We start from the raw sequence: 13255 nt of genomic DNA, 5'->3' as shown, positions 1-13255 counted from the left end.
CAAATGTAGCTATGAAATTCCAAAAATAGTTCAAAAATGCTACATTGTTGATTTTGAAATTTTTTGCATACATAAAGATACACAAAATAAGTGGGAAATATAAAAATTATCTCCCACCTAAATTATAATATTTGACATTTTATTTTTTAATATTAGAGCAAGTATATTTCTACTCTTTTATAAAGTTTTCCAGTTAGTAGAAATCAGCTCTAATAAGCCAGGAAATTCTTTTTCAATTTCTTTTCTTCTCAAAGTTGCCAGAGAGCAATTACCCTTATCTACCTGAGATATGAGTCCAGCTTCCCTTAAAATTTTAAAATGATGTGAACGTGTAGCTTTCGTTAGTTGCAACCCAAACGATGTACAATGACGCTCTGCTCCAGGTTCATCTTGTATTAAACTTTGTATTATCCATAAGCGATTTGGATCGCTTAGTGCTTTAAACACTTGAATTAAATTCATTTTATTCTTTCATTTAATTTAAATTTATTTATGATAAATGATAACAGTTTTTATCAAAAAAATTGACATACATAAAAAAATATATTAATAATAGAACGTTCGATAATTATCGAACGTAATGTGTTAATAGAACGATATTATTAATCATTCTATAACGATATAAAAAAATTAATTTTTTAATATATTATTAGAAACAGTAAAGGAATAAATATGGATATTACAAACGTTGTCAAAACCCAAAATACCTTTTCAGAAAATAGTCAGATACTTAAAAAGCAACTTGTTCACTGCTTAGTTATACATGAATTGTTTTTAACTAATATTAATCAACTATCTTACAGTTATTATGTTATTGCTGATCAACTGCCAAATACTCATATAAACTTCTATGATGAAGTAAATGAATACTATGATGCTGCTATATTATTGGTGCTTTTCAGTCAAGTATCAATTGGTGTTACAAATCGTTCTTATAATATAAGTTACCCCACTAATTTTATCTTTAATAGAGTGGGATTTAGAATATTAAATAACCTTTTTAGAACAATATGAATATTTCACTAGTAGTTGCTATTTAAAACTTACAAGTAATATCTTCAATTTTTATACGGCATACATAACTAAATGTGAAAGGAATCAATTTGTCTTGAGATTTATATTGTTATTAAAACACTACTTTCATTGTTAGCCTAACGGATATTAGCCCCGAAATTCATTATTGATATATCTTAGAACAAAGAAATTGTTTTGAGATATTTAAATACATTACTTGTGATTATTTACTTTTTTTACGGACAGTAAAATATTTATAAAGAGAAATTACAAATGAACACAAAAATTGAAAATCCCAAAACAGGCATAATATTAATATCAATACTACTTGCTGTATTTGTGGTTCCAACATCTATCTCAGGAACAGCAATTGCGTTACCATTTATAGGAGCAAATCTTTCTGCTAATGCAACTTCACTACAATGGATAGTTAATAGTTTTAATTTAACTTTTGCTTGTTTTACTTTGTTATGGGGATCTTTTGCAGATACGTTTGGGCATAAAAGAGCATTTATAATTGGTGCAACAATTTATACGATAGCTTCGTTACTATCCGCTATTGCCATTAGCCCTTTAATGCTTGATATTGCCAGAAGTTTTGCAGGAGTTGGCGGTGCAGCTATATTTTCATGTGGAAGTGCCATATTAATCAAAACATTTGATGTGGATAAAAGAACCAATGTATTTGCATTTTTTGGAACAACGGCGGGTATTGGTATTACATTTGGACCAACAATATCGGGTTTTTTGTTAGATTTATTCAATTGGAGAGCTATTTTCATATTGCATACTATTATTTTAGCTATCGTAATATTTATGATTTCAACTATTAGAAATGATAATCCCATTAAACGCCAATATCATTTTGATAAAATTGGTTCAATATTTTTTACTATAGCTTTATTACTATTAATGTTTTCAATTACTGAAAGTACACGATTGGGTTGGTCAAATTTAAAAACATTAATACTTTTAGGTATCAGTTGTCTTTTTAGTGTTACATTTGTGATTTATGAGAAATATAATACTAATCCAGTCTTAAATTTAGAACTATTAAAAAATAAAAGATATGTAGGTTTAACACTTGTTCCTGTTGTTGCAAGTTTTAGTTTTGTTACGTTGCTTACCTATTATCCAAGCTATTTAACAGGAGTGATGCAGTACAGTCCTTCTTATGCAGGTATTATCATGATCTCATTGACTTTTCCTGTGTTATTTTGTCCTTTATTAGCAGGAAAAATTGTTTCATTTGGAGTATCAGCAATATTTATTATTTTGATTAGTCTAGTACTAATGATTTTGGGTGGAATTCTATTATTTTTAATTGGAGGTATTGATGGGCAGCTATATCTGATCAATATTGCATTATTTATGATTGGCACGGGAATGGGGCTGACAGCTGGGCTTGTTGATGGATTAGCATTAAGTTGTGTTGAGTCTGATCAGACTGGAATGGCCGCTGGTTTATTGAACACATTGCGTTTGGGTAGTGAAGCAATAGCTGTTGCTTTATATGGTTCATTATTAATTACTAATCTTAATAGAAATTTACCAAATTTATTGACAAAATATAGTTTGTCAAGTGATTTAATGGAAGGTTGGATAAATTCTGTGGCTAGTGGGAATCTAACTGCACCACTGACTAATGTTGCCACAAATATGCATTCAATAATGCTTGATGATATAATTTTAAGTTATCATAGTGCTTTCAATTTTACCTTAGTTATGTTGATCGTTGTTAGTGGAATGATCTCTTTGGTCTGCTTATTTTTATTGAAAAGAAAAAGTTCCCATTAAATAAAATAGATTTCAAAAATAAATATTTATGAGCACAATGACAGGTTTCTGTTCTTGTTTCATTTCAAATAGTTGAAAGTATGATGAGTTAAACTAAATCAAATCTTAACTAATAACTAACCGTTTTTTATAGTTGCCTATTAGGTTTAATATTGTTCATAAATTTTCTTATAAATTTGTTTTCTATATATAAATGTGCCATTGTGTTTTAAGCAAGAGCATATATTTATATCAATGAATTCATTGATTGCTATAATATTAAAATCTATTATCTTGAACTATTAGTAAATATACAGGCTTTATTTTGTTATCATCAAGATCATTAATCGCTAAATAGATTGATTGACTTAGGCTTTACTATTGTTCGACAAGATTATATTTTTGGGAATATCTCCACTTTTTCATATAACAAAATTAAGTGGTAGTCATATATGTTGTACCAATGCACATAAGCAGAAAAACATTGCTGTAATTTATTGGTATTAATAAATTTTTTATTTTTTATAAATTCAGTTTTAAATGTTGCTTCAGCAACCTCAACATCATAAGGGAATAGTTTATTTCTTAACAAATGAGTTATAACAAATACATCATAACAACTATTGAGTAATTGATTATCAAACTTTTCCCCTCTGTCTGGATGAATATGACTCAAGTTGATAATATTCTATTAGTTCTTAGAACCTTTATACTTTTTACCCAACAAATACTTACGGGTATTAATTTTATAAAGAATCAACAATATATAATTCATAAGTTTTCTTAACTATTAATAGTGATAGGATTTATCATATTTAACCAAAGGAAGTCGAATTTCTTTTCTTTTTTGGTAGCGAAATGAAACACAATAAAGATGCAAATGTTAAAATAGCTACAACCGCCCAAACTGCTCCCCATCCATAGCTATGTGCAATATTGGATACTAGAATAGGTGTTAAAAAATATGCAAAAAATACTGTGCTACCAACCATTCCCAATGCAGTTCCTGCTCTTTCTATACCAGCTTTTACAGCTGCTTCAGTATAAGCAAGACCGTGCCATGCATGTCCAAATAAACCCGTTAATACAAGAAAAGTAACACCCGAGTAAGTGTTATTCACCATTAAACAAAGTATAAAAGAAGCAATTCCACTTAGTACAGCATAATACTTTAATAAAGAAATACGATTCTTTTTCCGGTCAGTATAAAAGCCGGACCAAATTCTGAGAATTCCACCACCTATTTGAACACCAATAAGAATAATAGAGATCAAAGTTAAATTGATGTCAAGAACATCTCTCATATAAACGCCTCCAAAGGTAAGTACTGCCATTTGCGGTACAGTTAGAAAGCCTGCGGCGATAACAACTTTCCAAACGTCAGCACTTTTCAGTGGTGACACGGTAAGAGTAGATGTTTTTTCTTGTTTGAATTCATCTTGTTTAGATTTAATAAAAAACAAAACAGCAAAACCGACAGTTAAACCTATTACAGCTAAGGCTAAAAAAGTCACTTCAAAACCATATGAATATGCTAGCCAAGGAAGTAAACCAGTACCAATTGCCCCACCTACTGGAATTGCAGTTTGGCGAACACTCATAGCAAAGCCCCGCTCACTATCATCAAACCATTGCATTACTGTTCTACCTGATGACGAGTTAATACTACCGCCACAAGCTCCAGCCATTGCCAAAGCAGCTCCTAAGTGTAAATATTTAATTCCATTATTAGAATTTCCTGGTGTAAGCCATAATGCTATAACGACAAATACCAGTGTTGATGACCATAGTCCTAAAATTAGAACTGTCTTATCGCCTAACTTATCCGTGATGATTCCCCATACTATCTCAGAAGCTGCAACACCAAGTCCCATTGAACCTAAAACAAAACCAAGTTCATGCAATGAAAAATTGTAAGATTCTCGCATTAAAATTCCAGTTATAGGAATGCCAGCAAACCCCATTGCGAATGTTGCTTGTGCCAACACTCCGATTCCAAGCACAAACCAACGATAATTATTTTTTTTATTCATATATTTGTATTTCCTTAGTTAAGAGTTTCAATTTAGTGTTTTAGATTCTGTTTATAAATGATGCAAATTTTCTGCTTGACTCATTGTGCCTTTTAGCTCAAGTAGGAAAATCACGATTATTGATTAATAAAGTGAACTGTTTAATCATTTCATCAATAGATTGTGAGCAAGTGATGTTATATTTATTTGCTAGGCAAATATCATTATCTGTAGCCACGATCTCAATAGTGTGATTTTTACTTCTACCAATAGCATCAAATACAAGCTCAACATTTTTATTCAATGCCCGAGAAAATCTTGCAATTTCAGACCAAGTAACGCTCCGACAAATCAATTTTATTGCTTCAAACTCAAATGTAGATGAAGCTGGAAATTCTTATTCGATATGATTAACTCCAAGTGACTTTAACTTTAGAGTTATTTGGAGTTTATGTATTGGATTCATCACGTTTTGTGATGTTTGTTCCTTGTCATTTGATGTTGTATCTAAAATTGATATTTTTTTCATTTTACAATTTCCTTTTTTTCTTTATAATAAAAATACATACTATTATGTATGTTAGTGGATTTGCTAAGACTTGTACACTATTAAATTAAACTAATTTTAATATATTGATTAATAATTGTAATTTAATTTGAACATGGTTAAATAATTTAATTGATAACATACTAATAAGTATGTTTTAATTTAAAAGGAGATAATGATGACAAATGTAGCTATTAATGGTTTTGGTCGTATTGGACGAAGTTTTATACGTGCCTTGCAAGAGAGTTCGAATGATATCAAAGTTGTTGCAATCAATGATTTAGGTTCAATTGAACAACTAGCTCATCTTTTAAAATATGACACAGCTTTTGGACGTTTTACTAAAAGTATTGAAGTAAAAAAAGATTATTTAGTTATTGATGGTTACGAAATTGCTGTTTACCAAGAACGTTATCCTGAAAATCTTCCATGGGCTAAACATAAAATTGATGTTGTTCTTGAATCAACAGGAATATTTAATGATGGGAAAAAAGCACAAGCACACATAAAAGCTGGGGCTAAAAAGGTTCTGATCTCCGCACCGGCCTCAAATGTTGATTTGACTATTGTACAAGGCGTGAATAACAATATGTACAATAGGAATGAACATCACATCATTTCAAATGCTTCATGTACTACAAATTGTTTAGCTCCTTTAGTAAAAGTAATACATGAAAATTTTGTTATTAAATCAGGGTTTATGACAACTATTCATGCTTACACTCAAGATCAGAATCTTCAGGATGGTCCACATCGAGATATGAGGCGAGCACGTAGTGCAGCTCAAAATATCGTCCCGACGTCAACTGGTGCAGCACAATCAATTGGTATAGTTATACCTGAATTAAATGGAAAACTGGATGGTGGTTCGATACGAGTTCCAGTTATCACCGGTTCAATGATAGATCTGACAGTAGAACTAGAGAAAGAAGTGACAGCACAATTAGTAAATAATACCATTAAGGACGCAGTTAAATCCGAAGAAATGGAGGGTATTCTTGTTTACACCGAAGATGAAATTGTTTCATCTGATATTATTCAAAATCCAGCTTCCTCTATTTTTGACTCTAAACTGACTAAAGTTATAGATGGTAAATTACTCAAAGTTATTAGTTGGTATGATAATGAATGGGGGTTTTCAAATCGTTTAGTGGATACAATATTGCAAATGAAATAATTATTTAATATGATCATACCATCTTAGGGTGGTATGACGTTCTGTCGCAAAAATGAATACAAAACGAAATTCAAAAGAAAAACTAATCAAAGCTATGGCTGTTCTTTTGTTAGAGAAAGGTCTAGCCAATACAAGCCCAAATGATATTTTGACTCGTGCAGAAGTTGGTCAAGGTAGCCTGTATCATTATTTTCAGGGTAAAGAAGATTTATCACTAGCAGCAATAAAATATAATGTAGAGCAATTAGTAAATTTCAATACGTTAGTTTTAAGTTCTGATAAAAATGCATATGATAAACTTTCAGATCTTCTATTAAAATCCCGTAATATAGATAGAGGGTGTTTAGTTGGTCAACTTGCTCGAGATAGATCGATTATGGAAAATAAAGGTTTAGCTGCGGAAGTTAATCGTGGATTTGAGTCAATGAAACAAACTTTAGAAAGTATCATAAAAGTTGGGATTTCTGAAGGTACTATCTCTAATATTCTCGCTCCGTTAGAGGCCGTAACACTTATTATGTCTACTTCGCAAGGTGCTTATATTATAGCAAAAGGATTGCAAGATGATTCCTATTTCCACTTAGCTATTAATACACTATTGAAAATATTTACTCCATAACAGCATGTTATAATTCAGATTTATTTTGGTCAATGACCAGTAGTTTCATATAACCACTTTAAAACACGTTTAGTATAGGAGCGATCATTAAGATATGAAAATAGCGTATAGAATAGTAGAAAGAGTAATGGAATAATCTGTGCTAACGGAAATATCCATAAAAAAACATTTATTATTAAATCAAGTTTTTGAAATGGTAATATTACTAATAATATAAATGCAATTGGTGCAGAGATGGTATAAAAATACCAATAACGTAATAAAGTTTTTGCTTTTTGTTTACTTATCCAAACACAATGAGTAATTAAATAGCTTGAACCGTCGGTATGATTGAAAATTCCTTGAATTTTGTTATTTTCAAATATTAAGCTGAGTTTATCTCCTGATGCAATAAAAGTCGGATGGCAAAAATAATAAATAACAGGTATAAAATAATTAGTTAAATCATATTCATTGAATGATAATCTAACACCATTGAAATCAAATGATAACCTTGTTCTCGAAAATTAATGATGAAGTCTATATATAAGTAACAATTCTTTCATATAAAGGTAAGTTTGTTAATGAACAATTTAAGGGTTTGCGATTTTTTGAAAGCGGACTTTTCATAAAACTTAGATCACTTTGTTTTAGTCTATAATAACGCTTCCGTAAAAAAATTTGTTTAGGCAAAAACAAATTTATTAAACAAAATAAAGTTGTACAAATACACCACATCAAAATAAAAATTAGCCCAAAGAATAAAAATATTGTTATAAATTCAAGATCAAACCAAAACCCTATCAAGATAAAAAATGGTATAAGTAATATATAAGGTTGTGGAATACAATAATGTAATTTATCTCGAATAGCCAAGTCTCCTTTCCATGAAACTAGCCAGTGAAGCCAAAAATTTCCATCATTAAATGCATGAAAGCCAATATGGATAACATTACCTTCTTCCAAATTATCTAAGATTTTAAAATCGATAAATTGGTATTCATAAAAAATATACTCCGTTATCTATAATAATACGATAACAATTAGTAGTTTCATGAAGAAAGTAGTCATATTGATAAAATTTGGCAGTATTGAATTGGCAATTCTATTTATATAAATAACCATCATAATAAAACACCTATAGCCCTTTCATTAATCGTATTCAATAAAACCAATGCAAAAAAACTAATGAAGTAATTTTTTCATAAGAGATTTCAGACTTTTGTTCAATTTTATAGCTTTGTAATAAATAAAGTACCAACAGACTATAGAATAATGGTTTAGTGATGATGGCGACATAAAAAAGGCTGGTCATTCCAAATTATGATTCTAACTATATTAAGCTAACTTATATTTAGGAGATATATTAAAGCCCGATTACAGGGTAATTAAATAAACGTCATAAAATTAAAGGTATAAATTCAATAGACATTGACAGCTTTCGAGAAAAATTTTTAGATATTAGTCCAATTGCCTTTAAATAACGGTTTAACAAATGTTAAAAGTTAAATCTTTTAGTTAAACTTAAATATAGAATAACATTATACAGTGGGTCATAGCTTATTTTTAATTTAATTAATAATCAGTTATTTATTTCAATTTTTCATATAGGTTAATTATTTAAATTTAATTTAAACATAAAAATTTTTTATCTTGTTTATTTGATTATTTTTTTAAACTCAATGTAAATCGAATTAGAAATATTTTTAATACTTACTTATTACTTTTGTAAAAATTATTTAGGAGTCTATGTCATTTCAATGTTAATTCTAAATGTAATTTATTATTAAAACTAATTTATAAAAGGAATAAATTTATTTACATTTTGTTGAATCTGATCTCTGTGTTTTTGGTACAGAGCATTAGGATATTGGTTTTTCAATAATTTAAGTGATGATTCTTCGTCATTAACAAAAGCGATATAACAAATTCCCTTTATTGTTGATGCAACAATGGTTTTTCCAAAAGGGCTTTCAATAAAACTGTAGTTAATTGATAAGGTTTCACTGCCATTTTTATATTCTCTAGGAGTCATACCTTCAATATCAATAAACAAATCGTGTAATCGGCTCGTACTTGATAACCCCAACTCATAGGTAGTATCCAATAATGAAGCTTTATCTTCTTTTAGAAGTTTTTTAGCATGAGTTATATTGATATATCTTAGGAATTGTTTAGGACTAACACCCGCCCAGTTAGAAAACATACGTTGAAAATGATAAGAACTTAAATTTACATGCTCTGCTGCTTGTTCAAGTGTCGGTTGAGATTTATAGTTTTCACTCAAATATCCGATAGCTTTTCTTATTCGAGCAAAGTCTATCTGTTTTTGTCTTTGTATCATGAACACTCCGTTTCAACTAGTCAGTGAAGCAATGTAGGAATGTTCTTGTTTATTTGAATATTGACTAATCTGTTTTAATCCTCGGAATAACAAAATATATTCACAAAAAAACAAGCGTATCAGTACCTAAATTCGTATCAGAATCAATCTGTCTTCTTAAATTTTTCAATGTAAGTTACTTGAATTTGTTTATTAGTATTTGGCTTTTTAGCACCACTCTCAACCAGTTTTAAATAATCACTTTTGTATAACTTTTCATGCTTTTTTTATTATAATTAATGATAGAATCTATAATATTTAAAATTTCAACAATTAAAAACCCGAATCTTGCTTATTAAAATAATTCATTTTGCAAAGTAAATAATGAGTGCATTGGCTTATCTTTGATTATGTCGGTTTCAAGAAGATCACCTATTAATTTAGGCGAACATTTATTATGTAGGCGTCTGTTAGCTAGGACTTTTCTCTTTGATGATGTTGCATAACAGTATATATTTTTTGATAGAAACAATTTTTTTGCTACCCAATTGCTATCATTTAAATTTCCTACTCAAATTGCAATATCGATGTTCTTACACTAAGGTTATGAAACCTAGAAAAGGTTTATTTTATTAATTTATCATTTTGGATAGCAGTTTTAGTAAAGTTTCGCCATGCGAGACGGTTTATCATGGATTTTTGGTAGTTTCCCGGCGTTACCCCAAAATTTTGTCGAAATATAGAAATAAACCCACTAATATTGTCATAACCTAAATATAAAGATATTTCTGTGATTGGTTTTCCAGCAGCAAGCAATTCTAACGCTTTTAACATGCGCAGTTTCTGACGCCATTGTGTGAAATTAAACCCAGTTTCATTTGTAAATCGACGTGTTAATGATCGTCGGGAAATGCCCGCCCAAACGCCCCAGTCATTGATTTTTTTATTATCACCAGGATTATCAGATAAAGCTAAAGCGATTTTTAGCAAACGCATATCTTTTGGCATTGGAAGAGCTAGCTCAACTTTAGGCATTGTTCTAATCTCGTCAAGGATCACGGCAATTAAACGCTTCTGTTCCGGCTCCAATTCTGAATTATGCCATGACATGGTCCGTGTAATTGCTTCGCGCAATAAGTTAGATAATTCTAAAATGTATGGTTTGACAGGTAGTTTAGTACATGCATTTTTTTGTATATAGATGCTCCATCCCTCGAATGGCCCATGCGATCTAAGAAGACTATGTTGTACATTTGGAGGTATCCAGACACAGTGAGTTGCAGGCACTACCCATTGACAACTTTCTGCTTCAATTGAAATTAAACCCTGTAAGGTACCGAGTAATTGTCCTCTCGAATGATCATGACGTTGTGTCACTCTTTGTGAAGAGTGACTGACTGTCGATACGATCATCGGTTCGCTATCAGAAGAAGCTAGTTGTGGAGAAATAAGTGGCGTATTCATTTATATGGCCCCGATGGGATATTTTGTGGCTTAAATTGGCTAGTAAAACACTATTCTACTGGCTATCCTAAAGTCCTCTTAGTTAAATTGAAGATAACAAGTTAGCAATAAATAGATAAGTTGTAAATGAGTAAAATAATAGTTTTTTATACAAATCAATTGTTAATTTTTCAAATTTATTAATTGGTTAACAATCAGGTTTTGAGAAGGAACAGATACATGAAAGGAAAACATGTTCTATTTGGAATTAGCCCTTTTAATTATAAATTTGATCAGAGTTATATTAAGAGTATGTTGGAGTGGGAATTCATGCTTGTATTGGCGCTCAATTTGCAAATATGCAATTAAATATCGCTCTGCAAAAATTAGTATTAATACTTAAAAAATATAAAGAAATTACGCCACCAACATTCGATGGAATATATACACGGGGCGCAACTAAATATAATCTGGAAAGGGTTTAATATGAAACAATCGATTGACCTGACAACCTCAGAGAGAAAGTTAGTGTTTGCTATGACGTTATCTAGTATATTGCCGTTATTAGATAGCAGTATAGTTAATGTTATTTTACCTTCAATTTCGAATGACATTAATACCTCTTATGCCTATATACAATGGGCTGTTACAGTATATATGCTTGCTTGCGCAGCCGGCATATTACTATCACCTTATATACATGAAAACTTTGGGCTCAAGAAAGCATGGATATGCTCAATTTTTGTTTTTCTTGTTGGTTCTATATTAGTTGGATTTTCCTTTAATCTGGCTTCTTTGATCTTATTCAGATGTCTACAAGGTTTTGGTGCAGGAATATTAATTCCCATTACTCAATCCACAATAGCGATTTATTTTGGTAAGGAAAGACTAAAGCCGACTATGGCATTGATTGCTATTCCGTCAGTCTTTGCCCCTGCGTTAGGACCAATTTTTGGAGCGGTCATATCAGAACAGTTAAATTGGAGAATAGCTTTTTTTATCAACATGCCTTTGGTGCTTGTAGCTTTTTTTTGTGGTAGGACGACAATACCTGATAATAAAACTTCTAAATACAATATGAATATTTATGTATTTATGACATTTTTAATTGCTTTAATACTCTTTTTTATCTCTATTAAAAATATCACTTCTGGGGGCTTTTTTGATATTTTTAATATTATTATGCTAGTTTTAGGTATTGGTTTAATGATGGTTTCGCTTATTACTAATAACAAGTCAGACAGTAAATTGATCGATTTAAGTGCATTTAGTTGTATTCAATATTCGTTTGCAATAATTATGGGATTTCTGACGTCACTTATCTTTTTTGGTTTTATGATTTTTTTCCCTTTAATACAAGCAATAAATGATAATATATCTATTACCTATATTGGTATGCTGCTTGCTCTACAAGGTGTAGGTGCTTGGTTGGCTAGAAAATTTATTTATAAATCTCTAAGTGAGATAAATTCGTTTCTAATTATTGGCGTAGGATTAATAATATCAGCAATAAGTATATTAATAATTCAAGTTGGTGGGATCCCCTCTGAAATCATCGGTTTTATTGTTCGAGGTTCCGGATTAGGCGTCGCCACGATTGCTGTTCTCTCTTCTCCATTCGAGTTTTGTGATAAAAATCAAATTAAGGACACGAGTGCAATCACACGAGTTATACAGCAAATTGGTGGTGCATTTGGAGGTGTATTATCAGGAATATTAATCCATCTCACTCAAGATCAGATAATATCAGTAAACTGCGCTTATCAGACAATGTTTTTTGTGTCTCTTACTTTTGGTCTTCTAGCGGTTATTGTCTATATTTTCTTTGGTCGAGTGAATATAAAGATTTAGTATACAAAAAAACAGAACATGTGAATGAATTGTCTCTCTAATAGTTAGGCGACCAATTAACTGACCTATTGATGTACCCAATGGAATACCTATTGATAATGCTATTGGAACGCCTAGGATAACTATAATTGTTGCTCTATCTTTTTTATCATCCCTAATCATTTTTGTTGCATAACCAACCACCATTACCCATAAAAGGCCAGCAAAACACCTGCTAAAAATCTAGCTATTAATATCAGAATAATAGATAAAAAATAGGCTGTCATAAAATTAGTAATGCCAAAACCAAGTGTAACTATAATTAATAATTTTTTCTATTCCAGCTCTGTGTAGCAGTTGTTAACGGGATAGCGTATAGCAGGGAACCCAATGCGTAAAGGGCCACTAATTGTCGTTTGAACTTCTGAAACACTTAGCTCTTCACTTATTAACAGTAAAAAAACCAACAGGCAACGCTTTAGTTATAATAGAAATAAACAGTGCTGTGGCTAAAGCAAACAGACTCAATGAGGGA

11 protein-coding genes are annotated in these 13255 nt (G+C 30.6%); 6 read left to right on the top strand and 5 right to left on the bottom strand.

What is annotated here, in order from left to right; genetic code table 11:
* Positions 1–177 precede the first annotated feature (177 nt).
* Entirely contained in the window at positions 178–462 is a 285-nt protein-coding gene (locus A9G17_RS01565) for an ArsR/SmtB family transcription factor (RefSeq protein WP_065737188.1), read from the bottom strand.
* A 210-nt stretch (positions 463–672) separates the two neighbouring features.
* Here A9G17_RS01565 and A9G17_RS01560 point away from each other — a divergent pair, with 210 nt between their 5' ends.
* Together A9G17_RS01560 and A9G17_RS01555 are read left to right on the top strand one after the other, a co-directional pair.
* Positions 673–1014, top strand: a complete 342-nt coding sequence (locus tag A9G17_RS01560; protein ID WP_065737187.1) for a hypothetical protein — start codon at positions 673–675, stop codon at positions 1012–1014.
* Positions 1015–1287: 273 nt separating this feature from the next.
* Positions 1288–2811, top strand: coding sequence for an MFS transporter (locus tag A9G17_RS01555; RefSeq protein ID WP_065737186.1), 1524 nt, complete (start codon positions 1288–1290; stop codon positions 2809–2811).
* A gap of 794 nt (positions 2812–3605) precedes the next feature.
* Here A9G17_RS01555 and A9G17_RS01545 read toward each other — a convergent pair.
* Positions 3606–4778: an MFS transporter gene (locus A9G17_RS01545; RefSeq protein WP_176714239.1), complete on the bottom strand. Its 1173-nt coding sequence runs from the start codon at positions 4776–4778 to the stop codon at positions 3606–3608.
* Positions 4779–4920: 142 nt separating this feature from the next.
* Positions 4921–5106, bottom strand: a complete 186-nt coding sequence (locus A9G17_RS01540) for a hypothetical protein (protein WP_141677533.1) — start codon at positions 5104–5106, stop codon at positions 4921–4923.
* Between the two features lie 418 nt (positions 5107–5524).
* Here A9G17_RS01540 and gap point away from each other — a divergent pair, with 418 nt between their 5' ends.
* Positions 5525–6526 carry a type I glyceraldehyde-3-phosphate dehydrogenase gene (gap, locus tag A9G17_RS01535; protein WP_065737182.1) on the top strand — a complete coding sequence of 334 codons (1002 nt, stop codon included), beginning with the start codon at positions 5525–5527 and terminating at the stop codon, positions 6524–6526.
* A 52-nt stretch (positions 6527–6578) separates the two neighbouring features.
* On the top strand, positions 6579–7145 hold the full coding sequence (locus A9G17_RS01530; protein ID WP_034901040.1) for a TetR/AcrR family transcriptional regulator: 567 nt from the start codon (positions 6579–6581) through the stop codon (positions 7143–7145).
* A gap of 1771 nt (positions 7146–8916) precedes the next feature.
* Here A9G17_RS01530 and A9G17_RS01520 read toward each other — a convergent pair.
* Together A9G17_RS01520 and A9G17_RS01515 are read right to left on the bottom strand one after the other, a co-directional pair.
* Entirely contained in the window at positions 8917–9468 is a 552-nt protein-coding gene (locus tag A9G17_RS01520; protein WP_065737180.1) for a helix-turn-helix domain-containing protein, read from the bottom strand.
* Positions 9469–10071: 603 nt separating this feature from the next.
* Positions 10072–10911: an AraC family transcriptional regulator gene (locus A9G17_RS01515; protein ID WP_065737179.1), complete on the bottom strand. Its 840-nt coding sequence runs from the start codon at positions 10909–10911 to the stop codon at positions 10072–10074.
* A gap of 219 nt (positions 10912–11130) precedes the next feature.
* Here A9G17_RS01515 and A9G17_RS13355 point away from each other — a divergent pair, with 219 nt between their 5' ends.
* Both A9G17_RS13355 and A9G17_RS01510 read left to right on the top strand, forming a co-directional pair.
* Positions 11131–11259 (top strand): tRNA-dependent cyclodipeptide synthase, encoded by a 129-nt coding sequence (locus A9G17_RS13355; protein WP_141677532.1) that lies wholly within the window; start codon positions 11131–11133, stop codon positions 11257–11259.
* 117 nt (positions 11260–11376) lie between these two features.
* A complete protein-coding gene (locus tag A9G17_RS01510; RefSeq protein WP_065737178.1) occupies positions 11377–12741 on the top strand; it encodes an MFS transporter in 1365 nt (454 codons plus the stop codon).
* The last annotated feature ends 514 nt before the right edge of the window (positions 12742–13255 follow it).

The organism is Gilliamella sp. wkB7, assembly GCF_001693435.1.
Lineage (GTDB): Bacteria > Pseudomonadota > Gammaproteobacteria > Enterobacterales > Orbaceae > Gilliamella > Gilliamella apicola_N.
Note: the sequence above shows the minus strand (reverse complement) of the source record. Positions and strands in the feature narration are given on the sequence as shown.